This is a genomic window from Sagittula sp. MA-2, assembly GCF_030126985.1.
In the GTDB taxonomy this organism is placed as follows: domain Bacteria; phylum Pseudomonadota; class Alphaproteobacteria; order Rhodobacterales; family Rhodobacteraceae; genus Sagittula.
Genome location: NZ_CP126145.1, coordinates 2,661,938 through 2,678,200, shown reverse-complemented (window position 1 = coordinate 2,678,200; position 16,263 = coordinate 2,661,938). Strand labels below are relative to the sequence as shown.

Here is a 16,263-nt window from a genome sequence, read left to right as displayed (position 1 = left end):
TGACATGCGACTGAGACTGGTCAAGGACGATCTGAACTGGGACTTCTTCTCGAGATCGAAGCTGTGGCTCGGCATCTCGGGGGTGATGGTGGTCATCGCGCTGGCAAGCTTCTTCATCCAGGGGCTGAACTACGGCATCGACTTCCGCGGCGGCACGACCATCCGGACCGAGAGCGCGGAGCCGGTCGACGTGGGCGCCTACCGCGACGCGCTGGCGCCGCTGGGGCTGGGCGACACGGTGATCTCGGAGGTGTTCGACCCGAACTTCCGCGACGACCAGAACGTCGCCATGGTGCGCATCGGTGCGCAGGACGGCGAGGAAGCGGTCAGCACCGACGTCATCGATTCCGCCGAAGCGGCTCTGAAGGAGGTCGCTCCGGACATCCGCTTCACCTCTGTTGAATCGGTGGGTCCGAAGGTCTCGCAGGAGCTGATCCATACCGCCGTGCTGGCGGTGTGCCTCGCGATTGCGGCGGTGCTGGTCTACATCTGGCTCAGGTTCGAATGGCAGTTCGCGCTGGGGGCGGTGATCGCGCTGATCCACGACGTGGCGCTGACCATCGGCATCTTCAGCGAGTTGCAGATCCGCTTCGACCTGGCGATCATCGCGGCGCTGCTGACCATCGTCGGCTATTCGCTGAACGATACGGTGGTGGTGTTCGACCGGGTGCGCGAGAACCTGATCAAGTACAAGTCGAAGGACCTCAAGGAGGTCCTGAACATGTCCATCAACGAGACCATGAGCCGGACGGTCATGACCTCGCTGACCACGCTTCTGGCGCTGATCGCGCTTCTGGTGCTGGGCGGCGACGTGATCCGCGGCTTCGTCTTTGCCATGACCTGGGGCATTATCGTCGGCACCTATTCGTCGATCTTCGTCGCCTCCGCCATCCTGCTGCGGCTTGGGGTGAAGCGCGACTGGTCGAAACCCGCGGACACGCCGGGCACGCAGTTCGGTGACGTCGACGCCTGAACGACGGAGGCCACATGCGCATGAACGAGATCATCTATACCGACGCCCGGCCCGTGGACGGCTACGGACCGGGCTTCTTCCGTGTCGGCGGCGAGGTGCATGAAGGTGCGCTGCTGCTGTGGGACAAGGGCAAGGCCGGTTGGGGTGGTTTCGAGGACGAGGGCAGCCTGCTGAGTTTCGTCGACATGGTGGACGTGATCCTCGTGGGCACCGGGGCCGAGATCGCCTTTCTCCCGACGGAGTTGCGGGAGCGGCTGGAGTCCGAGGGGCTGGGGGTCGAGGTGATGAGTTCGCCCTCTGCCTGCCGGACCTACAACGTGCTGATCAGCGAAGGGCGCCGCGTCGCGCTGGCGGTGCTGCCGGTCTGAGGCGGAGGACGCATTTCCATGACAAGTCAGGGCCTTCGGTGACGGTTTTGCAGGTATCCGGTCTGGGGGTCGCGCGCGGGGGCGTGCCGGTGCTCGAAGGGCTGACCTTCGGGATCGGCGCCGGCAGGGCGCTGGTTCTGCGCGGTCCGAACGGGTCAGGCAAGACGACGCTGTTGCGCACCATCGCCGGGCTTCAGCCGCCGCTGGAAGGGCGGATCGAGGGCGCCGGAGAGCGCATCGCCTATGCCGCCCATTCCGACGGTCTGAAGTCCATGCTCACCGTCACGGAAAACCTGAAGTTCTGGGCGCAGGTCTTTGGCACCGCAGATATTTCCCATGCAATCGAGGCCTTCGACCTGATTCCGTTGCGGGACCGGCTGGCGGGCAGCCTGAGTGCCGGTCAGAAACGCCGGCTTGGGCTGGCGCGGTTGATGGTGACGGGCCGCCCGGTCTGGGTGCTGGACGAGCCGACGGTGTCGCTGGACACGGCCTCTGTCGCACTCTTCGCCGATGCCGTGCGCACGCATCTTGCGGGCGGGGGATCGGCGTTGATGGCGACGCACATCGACCTCGGGCTGGAGGCGGACGTGCTGGACGTGACCCCCTTCAAGGCGAAGCCGCGCGTTGCCGTGGAAGACGAGGCCTTCCTGTGATCGCGCTGCTGGTCAGGGACCTGCGGCTGGCGGTGCGGGCGGGCGGGGGCTTTGGCCTCGGGCTCGCGTTCTTCCTGATCGTCACGGTGCTGGTGCCCTTCGGCGTGGGGCCGGAGACGGGCCTCCTTTCGACCATCGCGCCCGGCGTGCTGTGGATCGGCGCCCTTTTGGCCTGCCTCTTGTCGCTGGACCGTATCCTCGCCCTCGACTGGGAGGACGGATCGCTCGACCTGCTGGCCACGGCACCGCTGCCGATGGAGGGCATCGTCAGCGTGAAGGCGCTGGCGCACTGGATCACCACGGGGCTGCCGCTGGTGGTCGCGGCGCCGATGCTGGGCGTGCTGTTGAGCCTGCCGGCCGAAGGATACCTGTGGGTCTTCGTCAGCCTCGCGCTTGGGACGCCCGCGCTGTCGGTGATCGGCACCTTCGGGGCGGCCCTGACCGTGGGGCTGAAACGCGGCGGCCTCCTGATGTCGCTGCTGGTGCTGCCGCTTTACGTGCCGACGCTGATCTTCGGCGCAGAGGTGGCGCGGCGCGGGTCAGAGGGGCTGCCGGTGGCGACGCCGCTGGCGATGCTGGCCGGGATCAGCTTTGGCGTGATCGCGCTCCTGCCGTTTGCCAGCGCCGCCGTCCTGCGGATAAACCTCAGGTGAGGTGGGCCGTCGGGCGCCCGGGGACATATTGCCTCGGGCCGATATTTGGGGTTCATGGAAACCGGAGGCGAAGGTAGGGAGAGCCATGGCGTCGATCTGGGAATATGCCAATCCGGTCAAGTTCATCCGGACCACGGACAGGGTGCTGCCCTGGCTGTCGGCCGCGGCTGTCGTGGCGCTGGTGGGCGGCCTCTTCTGGGGGTTCTTCCTGACGCCGGACGACTACCGGCAGGGATCGACCGTCAAGATCATCTACCTGCATGTGCCTGCGGCGCTGATGGCGATCAACGCCTGGCTGATGATGCTGGTCGCCTCGCTGATCTGGATCGTGCGGCGCCACCACGTGAGCGCGCTGGCGGCGCGGGCCGCGGCGCCGGTGGGGGCGGTGATGACGCTGATCGCACTGGCGACGGGCGCGATCTGGGGCCAGCCCATGTGGGGCACGTGGTGGGCATGGGACCCGCGGCTGACATCCTTCCTGATCCTGTTCCTGTTCTACCTGGGCTACATGGCGCTTTGGGAGGCGATCGAGAACGACGACACGGCGGCGGACCTGACGTCGATCCTGTGCCTCGTGGGTTCGGTCTTTGCGATCCTCAGCCGCTACGCCGTCAACTTCTGGAACCAGGGCCTGCACCAGGGCGCCTCGGTCATGCGCGCGGGCGCGCTGGCCGGCGATACGGAAGAGCGGGTGTCCAACGTCTACGCGGTGCCGCTGTTCGTCTGCATGGCGGGCTTCGTGCTGCTGTTCATCGCACTGGTTTTCCTGCGCACCCAGACGGAGATCCGGGCGCGACGGACAAGGGCGCTTCTGGCGCGGGAGCGGGTGGCATGATCCCTGAGCTTGGCAAGTATGCGGGGCCTGTGCTGGCCTCTTACGCTGTGTCGCTGGCGCTGCTGGGGCTGCTGATCGTGGCTTCGGTCCTGCGCTCGCGGCGCGTGAAACGCGAACTGGAACAGGTGGAGGGCCGCAAGGATGGCTAAGGTGTCGCCGCTGATGATCCTGCCGCCGGTGATCTTCGCCGCCTTCGGGGTGATGGCCTACCTTGGGCTGAAGAACAGCGACGAGACGCACCGGCTTGAATCGGTTTTCGAGGGCAAGCCCGCCCCGGCGGTGACGGATGTCGCGCTGGAAGGCTACCCCGGCATCACGCCTGAGATGCTGGCCCGGGGCGAGGTCGTTCTGGTCAACTTCTGGGCCTCTTGGTGCCCGCCGTGCCGGGCGGAGCATCCGCAACTTCTGGCGTTGCAGGCCGACGGGGTGCCGATCCTCGGCGTCAACTTCAAGGACCAGGCGAAGAATGCCAGGTCCTACCTCGAGGACGAGGGCAGCCCCTTCGAGGCAGTGGCCTTCGACCCGAACGGCCGCACGGCCATCGACTGGGGTGTGACAGCGCCGCCGGAGACCTTCATCGTGGACGGCGACGGCACGGTTCTGTTCAAGTTCGTTGGGCCGCTGGTTGGCTCGGACTACGAGCAGCGGTTCGTGCCGGAGCTGGAGAAGGCGCTGGCCGACTGACCCTTGCCCGGCGCGGGTGCGCGTGGGCAGGGCGGATGCCTCCGGCGGAGGTATTTTTCACCAAGATGAAGGGGGGCGTCGTCAGAGATCGCAGACGGTGGTTTCCTGGCGGGTGTCGCAGGGGGCCTTGCTGTCCTGCGTGCCTGCGTATGCACCGATCACGGCGAGCAGCAGCAATGCGCCTGCCTGCAGAAGGGTAATCACTTTCATCTCTGGGCGCCTCTCTGTTCGGTCTCTTTCGTGGGCCGTGGCTGTGAAATGGTCCCGTCGCCGGGGAATTAAAGGGGTCGTGCCTGCGGGCATAGGGGATGCCTTGCGGGGCGAGGAAAATCTGCGCGGTGGCCTGCCGGTTGCCGCGAAATTCGGCAAGCTCCTGCCGAGGCGGGAGCGGCGGGCCCGTTCGTGATAATTGATACTCATGGCAAGCGGGAGGTCAGGAAAGCCTGACCCGGGGGCTTGTCCCGTGCGGCTGGGGTGGCTATCTAGGGCGCCAAGGCCCGATCCCGGGCCGATGGAGTTTGCATGTTGGAGAATGTGGCGGGCCGCTGAGGGCCGGGCTCACAGGATGAACACCGGTCCCGACGAGACCTGACCTTCCGCGCGCCGGCCGGAGGGTTGGCGGCTGACGTCTGATCCGGACATGACTTCCAATGAACATCTCGAAATACGAACAGCGCGTCTTGCACGTGCTGGCTCAGGGCGGCGCGATTTCCTTTGAACGCGGCGCAAACGGCAAACTGCTGGACGTGACCTGCGTGACGCGCGACGGCCACGTGCTGAACGACTGCACGCTGGCAGTGGTGGAGCGCCTGAAGAAGCGGCGGCTGATCCGGTCGCGGGGCGGGGCGGCCTATCGCGTCACCCGGGCGGGGCTGGCCGCCGTGCGGGCGCAGCTCGACCAGCGCTGAGCGGGGCGACATGGGGTAGGGCGGGGCTGTGCGCCGCCCTGCCTTGAACGAAGAAAGCGCCCCTTTTCGGGGGCGCTTTCGGATCATTCGGCAATGGCTTCAGGCCGTGGCCCGGCTCATTCGGCTGCCACGGAGCCCTCGGCTGCGAGGTTGCGCAGCACGTAGTGCAGCACGCCGCCGTGCTCGATGTATTCCACCTCGATGGCGGTATCGATCCGGCACTTCAGCGTGATCTCCTTGGTGGAGCCGTCCGCGAAGGTGATGGTGCAGGGGGTTTCCTGACCCGGCTTCACATCGTCGAGGCCCTTGATGTCGACGGTTTCGTCGCCCTTCAGGCCCAGCGACTTGCGCGTGTCGCCGCCGGTGAACTCGAACGGGATGACGCCCATGCCTACGAGGTTCGAACGGTGGATACGCTCGAAGTTCTCGGCGATCACCGCCTTCACGCCCAGGAGCGCCGTGCCCTTGGCCGCCCAGTCGCGCGAGGAGCCCGCGCCGTACTGTTCGCCGCCGAAGATCACCAGCGGGGTGCCCTGGTCCTGATAGGCCATGGCCGCGTCGTAGATCGAGGTCTGTTCGCCGTCGGGGCCCTTGGTGTAGCCGCCCTCGACGCCGTCCAGCATCTCGTTCTTGATGCGGATGTTGGCAAAGGTGCCGCGCATCATGACTTCGTGGTTGCCGCGACGCGAGCCGTAGGAGTTGAACTCGCGCACGGGCACCTGGCGCTCGGTCAGGTACTTGCCTGCCGGGGTGGTGTCCTTGAACGAGCCCGCCGGAGAGATGTGGTCGGTGGTGACCATGTCGCCGAGGATCGCCAGGACGCGTGCACCCTCGATGTTCGAGATCGTGCCCGGCTCCTTGCCCATGCCCTGGAAGTAGGGCGGGTTCTGGACGTAGGTGGAGGTCGCCGGCCAGTCGTAGGTCTCGCCGCCGTTCACCTCGACCGACTGCCACTTCTCGTCGCCCTTGAAGACGTCGGCGTACTTGGACTGGAACGACTCGCGCGTGACGGTCTTTTCGACGAGGTCGGCGATCTCGGCGTTCGAGGGCCAGATGTCCTTGAGATAGACGTCGTTGCCGTCCTTGTCCTTGCCCAGCGGGTCGGTGGCGATGTTGACGTTCATGTCACCCACCAGCGCGTAGGCCACCACCAGCGGCGGCGAGGCGAGGTAGTTGGCGCGCACGTCCGGGCTGATCCGGCCTTCGAAGTTGCGGTTGCCCGACAGCACCGAGGTCGCGACCAGATCGTACTTGTTGATCGCCTTGGAGATCGGCGCGTCCAGCGGACCGGAGTTGCCGATGCAGGTGGTGCAGCCATAGCCCACCAGGTTGAAGCCGATGGCGTCGAGGTGCTCCTGCAGGCCGGCGGCCTCGAGGTATTCGGACACCACCTGCGAGCCGGGGGCCAGCGAGGTCTTCACCCAGGGCTTGCGGTTCAGGCCCAGCTCGTGCGCCTTCTTTGCCACCAGACCCGCGCCGATCATGACGTAGGGGTTGGAGGTGTTGGTGCAGGAGGTGATCGAGGCGATCACGATGGAGCCGTCGTGCAGCTGGTAGGCGCCGTCGGCGGTCTCCACGAAGCCGCGCTTGTGCTTGCCCTCGTCGCCGGGGATGTCGCGCGGCTCGGGTGCGCCGCCTTCACCTTCCCAGCGGACTTCGTCCTTGGCCGGGACGTCCTGCCCGTCGCGCACGCCCTTGATGTACTTGGCGAATGCCGGGGCGGCCTTGTCCAGCGCGATGTAGTCCTGCGGACGCTTGGGGCCGGAGATCGCGGGCACGATGGTGCCCATGTCCAGTTCCAGCATGGAGGAATAGACCGGGCTGTAGCCCGCGTCGCGCCACATGCCGTTTTCCTTGGCATAGGCCTCGACCAGCGCGATGCGGCTTTCCTCGCGCCCGGAGACGCGCAGGTAGCGCAGGGTCTCGTCGTCGATCGGGAAGAAGCCGCAGGTCGCGCCGTACTCGGGCGCCATGTTGGCGATGGTTGCGCGCTGCGCCAGCGGCAGGTTGTCGAGGCCGTCGCCGTAGAATTCGACGAACTTCGACACCACGCCGTGTTCGCGCAGCATCTCGACGACCTTCAGAACGAGGTCGGTGCCGGTGGTGCCTTCGACCATCTCGCCAGTCAGCTTGAAGCCCACGACCTCGGGGATCAGCATGGAGATCGGCTGGCCCAGCATGGCGGCCTCGGCCTCGATGCCGCCAACGCCCCAGCCCAGCACGGCCGCACCGTTCACCATGGTGGTGTGGCTGTCGGTGCCGACGAGGGTGTCGGGGTAGGCGACCATGTCACCGTTCTGGTCCTCGTCGGTCCAGACGGTCTGGGCGAGGTACTCGAGGTTCACCTGGTGGCAGATGCCGGTGCCCGGGGGCACGACGCGGAAGTTGTTGAACGCGGTCTGGCCCCACTTGAGGAACTCGTAGCGCTCCATGTTGCGCTCGTACTCGCGGTCGACGTTCATCTGGAACGCGCGCGGGTTGCCGAACTCGTCGATCATGACGGAGTGGTCGATCACGAGGTCGACGGGGTTCAGCGGGTTGATCTTCTGCGCGTCGCCGCCGAGTGCCTTGATGCCATCGCGCATCGCGGCGAGGTCAACCACGGCGGGAACGCCGGTGAAGTCCTGCATCAGAACGCGTGCCGGGCGGTAGGCCAGTTCCCGGTCGCCCTTGCCGCCGTTCTTCGCCCAGTCGGAGAAGGCCTTGATGTCGTCCTGGGTCACGGTCTTGCCGTCCTCGAAACGCAGCATGTTCTCGAGCACCACCTTGAGCGCGGCGGGCAGCTTCGAGAAGTCGCCGAGCCCGGCGGCTTCGGCGGCGGAAATCGAGTAATAGGAGACGGTCTGGCCGCCCGCTTCGAGCGTCTTGCGCGTCTTGGCGCTGTCGTGGCCGACTTGAATGGTCATGGGAACCTCCGATGGGTGACGGAATGTGATAGCCGTGTCATGCCGCAACGCCGCAAACAACTCAAGGGGTCTGTGGCGTTTTGTATGCCATTGTACACAGAAAATTGTCGCAGCCGCGCGTCCTGTCCAGATTGCCGGTTTCCCTGTGTGTGTCACGGGTCAAGCGCCGCCGCCGGGTGGGGCAGGGGCCCGATTGGTGAAGAATGCGGCGGCCACTGTTGCGGCCCCAAGCGCCACTCGAAGAATGGTGTGAGACGCTGCCTTGTTCTGGACGGAAATACCTCGCGGGCGTGTTCGAAGAGGACGGGGCAGCGCGCCTATGCCGCCCTCTGGCCGCGCGCCGCGATCCTCGACCCGACCGGTTCCGGCACGCATCCCCCGAACGTATCGCGCCACGGCTCCCGGGAACCGTGGCGCGATGACACTTCCGACTGGAAGAGGGGCTACCCGTATCAGGCCACGCGGGTCGGACCGGCGGGGTCTCCGGTTCCGGTGATGCGGTAGAGCGCGGCGTCGCCGGTCATGGAGGGCGCCACACGGTAGGAAAGGTTCTCGGGGACGCTCATCGTGTCGCCGGGGGCGAGGATGGCGTGTCCGTCCGCCCAGTCCACCCGCCAGTGGCCGGTCACCGGCATCAGCACGGTGGGGTGCGGCGCGGCGGGCTGTTCGCCACCGGCGGAGGGGCGGGTGATGAAGTCGACCTCGAAGCCGGGCCGGTCCTTCAGCAGGCCCGTGGCGCCGATCACCTTGCAGGGCGTGCGGTCGGCCAGCGCCACCATGTCCCAGTAGCGTGCGACGTGGTTGGGCAGGACCTCGGCCGTGGTGGGTTCCGGCCGCTTCGCCAGTTCCTCGTCCGACATCAGCGGCATGGGATTAACGCCCTCGGGCAGGCGCTGCTGGCGCTTGGTGTCGTAGAGCTTGCCGTCGTCGCCCAGCACGAGGCCATGCGCGCGGGCATCCTCGATCACCTGCGGCGCCCACATGACGCCGCCGCCCGCGTCGTCGCCGCCGAGGATCGCCATGATCATCCCGTAGTCGGTGCCGATGTTCTCGAACCCGCGGAAGATGCCGGTGGGGATGTTGAAGATGTCGCCCGCCTCGAGCACCACCTCGCCGGCGGTGCCCCAGCGGCCCCAGAAGAATCGCCACCGGCCCGAGAGGACGAAGAACGCCTCGGCGGTGTGGTGGTCGTGGAGCGAGTTGCGGCACCGGGGCGGCTGGCCCGCGGCACCGATGTTGAAGCCGTGCGGGATCGAGATGTGGACGTGCTGATCGGGCGATTCCGACACGCCGCCGCCGATGATGGTGAAGTTCTCCTTCTGGTCCGAGCCCGGCGTGTGGGCGTCGATAAAGGCGGTCTTGCAGGGCTGAAGTTCGCCGTAGCGGACGATGCGGTCAGAGAGATCCATGGGTCAGGCTTTCTCGGGGGTTGCGGTTTTTTCGGAGGGCAGGACGGGCGCCGCCTCGGCGTAGGGCACGTTGACGCCGCCGTATCGGCGCACGCGAAGGTTGCATTGCTCGGCATGCCCGGCGAACCCCTCCAGCATGCACAGCCGGGATCCGGCGGCGCCGATGCGGGCGGCGGCCTCGTCGGTGGTGATGCGCTGGTAGCTGTGGGTCTTCAGGAACTTGCCCACCCAGAGGCCACCGGTGTAGCGGCCCGCCTTCCGGGTCGGCAGGGTGTGGTTGGTGCCGATCACCTTGTCGCCGTTGGCCACGTTGGTGCGGGGACCGAGGAAGAGCGCGCCGTAGCAGGTCATGTTCTCGAGGAACCAGTCGTCGCGGTCCGTCATGACCTGCACGTGTTCGGAGGCGATGTCGTCCGCGACCGCCAGCATCTCGTCGTAGGTGTCGCACAGGATCGCCTCGCCGTAGTCGGTCCAGGAGGCGCGGGCGGTGTCGGCGGTGGGCAGGATGGCAAGCAGGCGCTCGATCTCTGCCAGCGTGTCGTAGGCCAGCCTCTGGGAGTTGGTCAGCAGCACGGCGGGGGAGTTGTAACCGTGTTCCGCCTGTCCCAGCAGGTCCGTGGCGCAAAGCTCGGCGTCCACGGTGTCGTCGGCAATGACCATCGTCTCGGTCGGGCCGGCGAAGAGGTCGATGCCGACGCGCCCGAAGAGCTGGCGCTTGGCTTCGGCGACGAAGGCGTTGCCGGGACCGACGAGCATGTGCACCGGCTGCATCGTCTCGGTGCCGATGGCCATGGCGCCGATGGCCTGGATGCCGCCGAGGACCCAGATCTCGTGCGCGCCGCCGAAGTGCATGGCGGCGATGACGGCGGCATTGGGCTGGCCCTTGAAGGGCGGGGTGCAGGCGACGATGCGCGGCACCCCGGCGACCCGCGCCGTCGCCACCGACATATGCGCCGAGGCGACCATGGGGAACTTGCCGCCGGGCACGTAGCAGCCGACCGACTGCACGGGGATATTCCTGTGGCCGAGGATCACCCCGGGGAGGGTTTCAACCTCGATGTCCCGCATGGAGGCGCGCTGCGCCTCGGCGAATTTCACCACCTGTGCCTGTGCAAAGCGGATGTCGGCGATCTCCTGTTCCGACAGGGTGGCGATCAGGGCGTCGATCTCGTCCTGAGACAGGCGGAAGCTGTCCGGCGTGTAGCCGTCGAACTTCTGCGACAGGTCGCGGACGGCGGCATCTCCGCGCGCCTCGATGTCGGCGAGCGTGGTTTCGACCGCGGTGCGGACCTGCGCATCGTCCTGTCGGCGGTCCGCATCCGCCTTGCCGCGTTTCAGATACGTGATGGCCATGATCCCCTCGCCACTTTGCATACGTTTGCAATCATGGATAGCGGCACGGCGTAGCTGCGGCAAGCGTATTTTGCATACGATTGCAAAATTGATCGGGCGCGGGGACAGAATGAACGAGGGGCCGCGCGGGCCCCTCGGTCAGTCGCGGGTGGTGCCGCGCGGGATGGGGACGGGCATGATCCGCAGCTTGGTCGCTGGCCTGTCCTCGCCCTCTATCGCGCTGATCAGCTCGTCCACGGCGGTCGAGACCATGACGTTCAGCCGTTGGCGGACGGTCGACAGGTTGAAGGACGGCCAGGCCGCCTGCGGGATGTCGTCGAAGCCCACGACGGCCACGTCCTCCGGCACCCTGAGGCCAAGTTCGTGCCGGATCACGTCGAGCGCGGCCAGCGCCATGTGGTCGTCGGTGACAAACAGGGCGTCGGGCGGGGCGTCGCCCTCGAAGAGTTCGCGGGTGGCGTCCGCGGCGTCGCTGTAGTGGAAGTTGCCCACCGCGCGGGCCACGACGCTCTTGCCGGCCTCGGCCAGTGCCGCGGTGAACCCGGCCTCCCGGTCGATCTGGGTGGAGGCGCCGTCGAAGCCCGCCAGATGCGCGATCCGCTGCGGGTTGCCCTTCAGCAGCATTTCCGCGGCCAGGCGCCCGCCCGCGACGTTGTCGGAGGTGACGGCCAAAAGGTCCTCCCTCGGCTGGTCGCGGTTGAAGAGCATCACCGGGATGTTGCGTTCGCGGCAGCGGTCGGCCAGCGTCGAGGACATGGAGACCGACACCAGGATGATGCCGTCGACGCGGTAGTCGAGGATGGTCTGCACCACCGGCTCCACGTCGCCCACGGTGGTCGACGCCATGAACAGCAGGACGTGGTAGCCGTTTTCCTGCAGGGCGATCGACAGCTTCTCCACGGCTTCGGGATAGAACTGGTTCTCGAGGTAATAGACCACCAGCCCGATGATACGGCTCTTGCCGGTGATCATCGCGCGGGCCAGCACGTTGGGGCGGTAGCCCAGTTCGTCGGCGGCCGCCTTGATCTTCTCCGCCATCTTCTTGGACACCGAGGCGCCGGGCGTGAAGAAGCGCGAGACGGCCGATTGGCTGACGCCGGCCCGGCGGGCCACGTCGACGGAGGTCACAGGTTTGCCGCTCACGCCGGTTGAGTCTCTTTGACCATAGAAATCCGTCCTCGTCCCTGTCCGGCCTCTTTACCCTTGCACACCGTCAGCGGCGCGTCAGATTCTTTCCCGTCTCGACATCGAAGAGGTGGCAGGTCTCGGCCGGGATATCGGCATGTATAGTCTTGCCGATCTCCGCGCGGAAGTCCTTGGCGGCCTTGAGGTTCACAAGATCGCCGCCGACGCGCACCGCGGCCATCGACGCCTCGCCCAGAAGCTCCAGCGCGTAGATCGGCGCGTGGATGTCGCCGCCTTCGGGCACCAGCGTCACGTCCTCTGCCCGGAAGCCGAGGATCACCTTGCCGTGGTGGCCCTGCGGCAGGCCAGAAAGGCGGATGTTCTCGGCCGAAAAGGTGCCGTTTTCGATGGTGCCCTCGACGAGGTTCATGGCGGGGGAGCCGATGAAGCCCGCGACAAAGGTGTTGGCGGGGTTGTCGTAGATCTCCGTCGGGGTGGCGACCTGCTGCACCACGCCCCGGTTCATCACCACCACGCGGTCTGCCAGCGTCATCGCCTCGATCTGGTCGTGGGTCACGTAGATCGTCGTGGTCTTGAGCCGGTGCTGGAGGTTCTTGATCTCGGCCCGGGTCGAGACGCGCAGCTTGGCGTCGAGGTTCGAGAGCGGCTCGTCCATCAGGAAGACCGTGGGTTCGCGGACGATGGCCCGGCCAAGCGCCACGCGCTGCCGCTGGCCGCCCGACAGTTCCGCCGGACGCCGGTCGAGCAGTTCCAGCAGATCGACCTGTTCCGCAGCCTTCATCACCCGGTCGTGGTGCTGGTCCTTCGGCACCTTGCGGACCTTCAGCGGGAAGCGGATGTTCTCGTAGACCGTCAGGTTCGGGTAGAGGCCGTAGCTCTGGAACACCATGGAGATGTCGCGGTCCTTGGGTTCGAGGTTGTTGACCACGCGCCCGCCGATGATGATCTCGCCCTCGGTGACGTCCTCCAGTCCGGCGATCATCCGCATGGTGGTGGACTTACCGCAGCCCGACGGCCCGAGCAGCACGAGGAACTCCTGGTCGGCGATGTGCAGGTCGAAGTTGTCGACACCGATCACCGGGCCCCACTTCTTGGAGATGTTTTTCAGGTGAATGTCGGCCATTTGGCTTACCCCTTGACGGCGCCCGCGGTCAGGCCGCTGACGATCTGGCGTTGGAAGAACATCACGAGGATGAAGAGCGGCACGGTGGCGGACACGGTCGCGGCCACGGCATACATGATGGTGCCCTCGGTCTGCACCGTCCCGAGGAAGGAGTTGATCTTGGGCACCATGGTCTGGTTGTCCTGGTTCAGCAGCATCGCGGTTACGGCGAAGTCGTTGTACGCCAGAAGGAAGCTGAACAGCCCCGTTGTGATCACCCCCGGCCACATCACCGGCATGATCGCCCATCGGAACGCCTGGAAGCGGGTGCAGCCGTCGACCATTGCGGATTCGTCGAGGTCCTTGGGGATCGACATGAAGAACGAGTGCAGCATCCAGATGGTGAAGGGCTGGTTGATCGCCACCAGCACGATGATCGCGGTGGGCAGGTAGCCCCAGATGTTCATCTCGAAGAACGGCAGCAGGTAGCCCGAGACCAGCGTGATGTGTGGCATGGCGCGGAACACAAGCGCGGCGATCAGGATCCAGAAGGTGTACTTGCGGGTGGATCGCGACAGGGCGTAGCCCCCCAGCGTGCCGAACAGCAGCGAGATCGAGGTGACGCAGACGGTGACGATGACGGTGTTCCAGACAGAGTGGTAGAACTCCCGCTCCACCCATGCGCCGCGGTAGCCGTCCAGCGTGAAGGCGCCGCCGGTCTGGCGCTGGGTGGCCGGGCCGAAGATCGCGTTCCAGAAGGATTCGCGGCTGAAGAAGTCCGCCTGCACCTTGAACGACCCCCAGACCGTCCAGAAGAAGGGGAAGGCGGCAAGGATCAGCCAGACCAGGAGGATCAGGCCCGAGGTCACGGCCAGCGTGCGGGAATGTCCGATTTGCGTGCTCATCAGCGGGCCTTCCGGTTGAAGTCGCGCCAGGTGCGGATCAGCACCGGCATAAGCAGGACGATCACGCCCAGCATGGTCAGGATCGAGGTCGCCGCCGCCGAGCCGAAGAGCTGGTCGACCGAGCCGTTCAGGTCGTTGTAGATGGACCAGGACAGCGATGTGGCGTTGGCCTCGGACGAGAAGCCGATGATCGGTTCGAAGACGCGGAAGTTGTCCATCAGCAGGACGAGCCCCACGAAAGTCGCCAGCGGCGTCAGGTGCGGCATGACCACGTAGCGGATGCGCTCCCACCGGTTGGCGCCGTCGATCATCGCGGATTCGAGCGTGTCCTTGGGCAGGGTCTGGAGACCGGCGTAGAAGACGACGAAGGCGAAGGGTGTCATGTGCCACGTCCCGTAGACGATCAGCGTGACCCAGGTGAGGAAGGGCGAGGCCTTCAGCGACAGCTCCGGATCGTCGAACACCCATTGCAGCGTCGCGCCGATCACCCCGTCGGAGTTGATCATCCAGAACAGGATCAGCGAGCCCAGAAGCGGCGTCACGATGTAGGGCAGGAGCGACAGGAAGATCACCGGCCCCTTCCAGAACTTCGGGATGTTGTTGACCCCGAGCGCCACGGCAAAGCCCATGATCATGCTCAGCGGCGTCACGAGGAAGGTGTAGACCAGCGTGAAGGACAGCGCCTTGTAGAACGGCAGGTTGTAGACGCGGCTGACCACGTCGCCGAGACCGTCGTTGTCCGACAGGATCGCGCCCAGTTCGTCCACCGCGAGGTGCGCGCGGTTCAGGTAGGTGCCCAGACCGTTGAACCGTCCCAGAGGCTCTGCCTCCTTCAGGGCGGCGGTGGCGTCGGGGTCGACCTTGGTTTCCGTCTGGCAGCCGAAGGGGCCGCAGTTTTCCACCGACACCAGCACCTGCTCATGCTCGACGAACAGCGACTGCACCGCCACCGAGACGATCGGCAGGGCGATGAACAGGAGCATGGCGAGGGCAGAGGGGAAGATGAAGGCGGTGAAGTCGCGATGGCGCATTTCCGTCTCCTGATGGAAGGACGCCCCCGGCGGAAGAGAGACCGGGGGCGTGAGAGGCGATTACTGGAGGAAGCCCGCCTCTTTGGCCGCGGTGCGGTAGGCGGCCTCGACGTCGGCCAGGGCCTGCTCGGCGCTTTCGGTGCCCTGCATGAAGTCCGACAGCTCAGCCCCGAGAGCAGTGTGCATCAGGCCCATGTAGGGGGACATCGGGTAGGGCTTGGCCCCCGCAGCGGCGGTGCCCAGCACACCCTGCGCGGAGGCAGGCGCGGCGAAGTCCTTCATCAGCCATGTCGCGGCGGAGGGGTTCTCCTGCGCAATTTCCGGTCGGATGCCGTGGACCATCGCGATGAAGGAGGCCTCTGCATCCTCGTCCGAGATGTTCTTGGCGATGGTGAAGCCGTCCCACCACAGCGCCGCCGCCGGGACCGAGCCGCCGCCGACGGTGGGCGCGGGGGCCAGCACGGTGGCTTCGCCGATCTCGGGGGCAGGGCCCGCAGGGTCGATATGTCCGTTCACCATGGAGCCCCACTGGGTCATGATCGCCACGTCGCCCGAGAGGTACATCGCCTTCATCTCGTCGGCGGTGAAGGTCATGTACTCGGGTTCCATGTACTCGGTCATGGCCTTCATCATCTCGAGCGTCTTGATGCCCGCCTCGCCGGAGATCGCCGGTTCCGCGCTGCCCGCGGCAAAGAACTCGCCGCCGTAGCCCAGGTAGGTGTTGACGAATTCATTGGCCAGGTACCAGCCCGCCTGATCGGCGGCGGCCAGCGGGTATTCCATTATGCCCTTCTCGCGGATGATCTTGGCGGCCTCGAGGATGCCCTCCATGGTCGTCGGCTGCTCCAGACCGGCCTCTTCCAGCACGTCGCCGCGGATGAAGAGGTGCTGGCCGTTGCCCATGAAGGCGATGGCCATGGTCTGCCCGTCGATCTTGATGAGCTGCGAGGGCTGGAGCGTGTCGCCGTATTTCTCGACCAGGTCGTCCAGCGGGCGGATCAGGCCGTTGTTCAGCAGCGGCACGATCGAGTTGTTGGCCACGACCGCGACCGTGTACTGCGCCGGATCGACGGTGAGCGCGGGCACCTGCAGGGCCTTGTGTTCGGTCGTCATGTTGCTTTCGACGGTGACCCCGTCGCCGGCGCAGGTGGCGGCTTCGTCGATCACGATGCCGAGCGCATCGAAGTCGTTGGCGAGGATGCGGACCGAACCGCTCTCGATGCCGCAACCCGCCTGCGCGGCTCCGGCAGCAAGGATCACGGCCAGCGCCGTGGAGGTCAGTGTTTTCATGGGCTCACTCCTTGTCGGGGTCCGGCGGCGTGTTGGGGCCGCCGCTC

Annotated in this window: 17 protein-coding genes; 8 read left to right on the top strand and 9 right to left on the bottom strand. The window is 66.3% G+C overall.

Features of this window, described 5'->3' with window-relative positions; genetic code table 11:
* Nucleotides 1-4: 4 nt before the first annotated feature.
* The 7 genes from secF to QNI11_RS13070 all read left to right on the top strand — a co-directional run bounded on the left by secF (nucleotide 5) and on the right by QNI11_RS13070 (nucleotide 4,166).
* A complete protein-coding gene (gene secF, locus QNI11_RS13100; protein WP_283980465.1) occupies nucleotides 5-973 on the top strand; it encodes a protein translocase subunit SecF in 969 nt (322 codons plus the stop codon).
* A gap of 14 nt (nucleotides 974-987) precedes the next feature.
* Nucleotides 988-1,341: an Mth938-like domain-containing protein gene (locus tag QNI11_RS13095; protein ID WP_283980464.1), complete on the top strand. Its 354-nt coding sequence runs from the start codon at nucleotides 988-990 to the stop codon at nucleotides 1,339-1,341.
* A 47-nt stretch (nucleotides 1,342-1,388) separates the two neighbouring features.
* A complete protein-coding gene (ccmA, locus tag QNI11_RS13090; RefSeq protein ID WP_283983509.1) occupies nucleotides 1,389-1,994 on the top strand; it encodes a heme ABC exporter ATP-binding protein CcmA in 606 nt (201 codons plus the stop codon).
* Nucleotides 1,991-2,647 carry a heme exporter protein CcmB gene (gene ccmB / locus QNI11_RS13085; protein ID WP_283980463.1) on the top strand — a complete coding sequence of 219 codons (657 nt, stop codon included), beginning with the start codon at nucleotides 1,991-1,993 and terminating at the stop codon, nucleotides 2,645-2,647. Before ccmA ends, ccmB begins: the two co-directional genes overlap by 4 nt.
* Nucleotides 2,648-2,732: 85 nt before the next feature.
* Nucleotides 2,733-3,482 carry a heme ABC transporter permease gene (locus tag QNI11_RS13080; protein WP_100930140.1) on the top strand — a complete coding sequence of 250 codons (750 nt, stop codon included), beginning with the start codon at nucleotides 2,733-2,735 and terminating at the stop codon, nucleotides 3,480-3,482.
* Complete coding sequence (gene ccmD / locus QNI11_RS13075; protein WP_100930141.1) at nucleotides 3,479-3,631, top strand: heme exporter protein CcmD; 153 nt, start codon at nucleotides 3,479-3,481, stop codon at nucleotides 3,629-3,631. Before QNI11_RS13080 ends, ccmD begins: the two co-directional genes overlap by 4 nt.
* Entirely contained in the window at nucleotides 3,624-4,166 is a 543-nt protein-coding gene (locus QNI11_RS13070) for a DsbE family thiol:disulfide interchange protein (RefSeq protein WP_100930142.1), read from the top strand. Before ccmD ends, QNI11_RS13070 begins: the two co-directional genes overlap by 8 nt.
* Before the next feature lie 81 nt (nucleotides 4,167-4,247).
* Here QNI11_RS13070 and QNI11_RS13065 read toward each other — a convergent pair whose 3' ends face one another.
* On the bottom strand, nucleotides 4,248-4,376 hold the full coding sequence (locus tag QNI11_RS13065; protein WP_256388379.1) for a hypothetical protein: 129 nt from the start codon (nucleotides 4,374-4,376) through the stop codon (nucleotides 4,248-4,250).
* Between the two features lie 440 nt (nucleotides 4,377-4,816).
* Between QNI11_RS13065 and QNI11_RS13060 the strand changes: the two genes are divergently transcribed.
* Entirely contained in the window at nucleotides 4,817-5,074 is a 258-nt protein-coding gene (locus QNI11_RS13060) for a YjhX family toxin (protein WP_100930143.1), read from the top strand.
* A gap of 116 nt (nucleotides 5,075-5,190) precedes the next feature.
* Here QNI11_RS13060 and acnA read toward each other — a convergent pair whose 3' ends face one another.
* From acnA to QNI11_RS13020, 8 genes are all read right to left on the bottom strand, one after another.
* The gene (gene acnA / locus QNI11_RS13055; RefSeq protein ID WP_283980462.1) at nucleotides 5,191-7,980 is read right to left on the bottom strand and encodes an aconitate hydratase AcnA; all 2,790 of its coding nucleotides are present in this window, start codon (nucleotides 7,978-7,980) and stop codon (nucleotides 5,191-5,193) included.
* A 452-nt stretch (nucleotides 7,981-8,432) separates the two neighbouring features.
* Nucleotides 8,433-9,389 (bottom strand): cupin domain-containing protein, encoded by a 957-nt coding sequence (locus QNI11_RS13050; RefSeq protein ID WP_283980461.1) that lies wholly within the window; start codon nucleotides 9,387-9,389, stop codon nucleotides 8,433-8,435.
* A 3-nt stretch (nucleotides 9,390-9,392) separates the two neighbouring features.
* On the bottom strand, nucleotides 9,393-10,742 hold the full coding sequence (gene hisD / locus QNI11_RS13045; protein ID WP_283980460.1) for a histidinol dehydrogenase: 1,350 nt from the start codon (nucleotides 10,740-10,742) through the stop codon (nucleotides 9,393-9,395).
* Between the two features lie 138 nt (nucleotides 10,743-10,880).
* Complete coding sequence (locus tag QNI11_RS13040) at nucleotides 10,881-11,885, bottom strand: LacI family DNA-binding transcriptional regulator (RefSeq protein ID WP_283980459.1); 1,005 nt, start codon at nucleotides 11,883-11,885, stop codon at nucleotides 10,881-10,883.
* Nucleotides 11,886-11,955: 70 nt separating this feature from the next.
* Nucleotides 11,956-13,011: an ABC transporter ATP-binding protein gene (locus QNI11_RS13035; RefSeq protein WP_283980458.1), complete on the bottom strand. Its 1,056-nt coding sequence runs from the start codon at nucleotides 13,009-13,011 to the stop codon at nucleotides 11,956-11,958.
* A gap of 5 nt (nucleotides 13,012-13,016) precedes the next feature.
* Entirely contained in the window at nucleotides 13,017-13,895 is an 879-nt protein-coding gene (locus tag QNI11_RS13030; RefSeq protein ID WP_100930148.1) for a carbohydrate ABC transporter permease, read from the bottom strand.
* Entirely contained in the window at nucleotides 13,895-14,926 is a 1,032-nt protein-coding gene (locus QNI11_RS13025; RefSeq protein WP_283980457.1) for a carbohydrate ABC transporter permease, read from the bottom strand. The genes QNI11_RS13030 and QNI11_RS13025 overlap by 1 nt, the downstream gene beginning before the upstream one ends.
* Before the next feature lie 60 nt (nucleotides 14,927-14,986).
* Entirely contained in the window at nucleotides 14,987-16,216 is a 1,230-nt protein-coding gene (locus tag QNI11_RS13020; protein WP_283980456.1) for an ABC transporter substrate-binding protein, read from the bottom strand.
* Between the last annotated feature and the right edge of the window lie 47 nt (nucleotides 16,217-16,263).

Excerpts from the sequence above, each read along its gene's own strand:
- ccmD (WP_100930141.1), top strand. The coding sequence starts at position 3,479 with ATGATCCCTGAGCTTGGCAAGTATGCGGGGCCTGTGCTGGCCTCTTAC.
- secF (WP_283980465.1), top strand. The coding sequence starts at position 5 with ATGCGACTGAGACTGGTCAAGGACGATCTGAACTGGGACTTCTTCTCG.
- QNI11_RS13035 (WP_283980458.1), bottom strand. The coding sequence starts at position 13,011 with ATGGCCGACATTCACCTGAAAAACATCTCCAAGAAGTGGGGCCCGGTG.
- QNI11_RS13070 (WP_100930142.1), top strand. The coding sequence starts at position 3,624 with ATGGCTAAGGTGTCGCCGCTGATGATCCTGCCGCCGGTGATCTTCGCC.
- hisD (WP_283980460.1), bottom strand. The coding sequence starts at position 10,742 with ATGGCCATCACGTATCTGAAACGCGGCAAGGCGGATGCGGACCGCCGA.
- QNI11_RS13095 (WP_283980464.1), top strand. The coding sequence starts at position 988 with ATGCGCATGAACGAGATCATCTATACCGACGCCCGGCCCGTGGACGGC.
- QNI11_RS13030 (WP_100930148.1), bottom strand. The coding sequence starts at position 13,895 with ATGAGCACGCAAATCGGACATTCCCGCACGCTGGCCGTGACCTCGGGC.
- QNI11_RS13025 (WP_283980457.1), bottom strand. The coding sequence starts at position 14,926 with ATGCGCCATCGCGACTTCACCGCCTTCATCTTCCCCTCTGCCCTCGCC.
- QNI11_RS13050 (WP_283980461.1), bottom strand. The coding sequence starts at position 9,389 with ATGGATCTCTCTGACCGCATCGTCCGCTACGGCGAACTTCAGCCCTGC.
- QNI11_RS13020 (WP_283980456.1), bottom strand. The coding sequence starts at position 16,216 with ATGAAAACACTGACCTCCACGGCGCTGGCCGTGATCCTTGCTGCCGGA.
- QNI11_RS13065 (WP_256388379.1), bottom strand. The coding sequence starts at position 4,376 with ATGAAAGTGATTACCCTTCTGCAGGCAGGCGCATTGCTGCTGCTCGCC.
- acnA (WP_283980462.1), bottom strand. The coding sequence starts at position 7,980 with ATGACCATTCAAGTCGGCCACGACAGCGCCAAGACGCGCAAGACGCTC.
- QNI11_RS13060 (WP_100930143.1), top strand. The coding sequence starts at position 4,817 with ATGAACATCTCGAAATACGAACAGCGCGTCTTGCACGTGCTGGCTCAG.
- QNI11_RS13080 (WP_100930140.1), top strand. The coding sequence starts at position 2,733 with ATGGCGTCGATCTGGGAATATGCCAATCCGGTCAAGTTCATCCGGACC.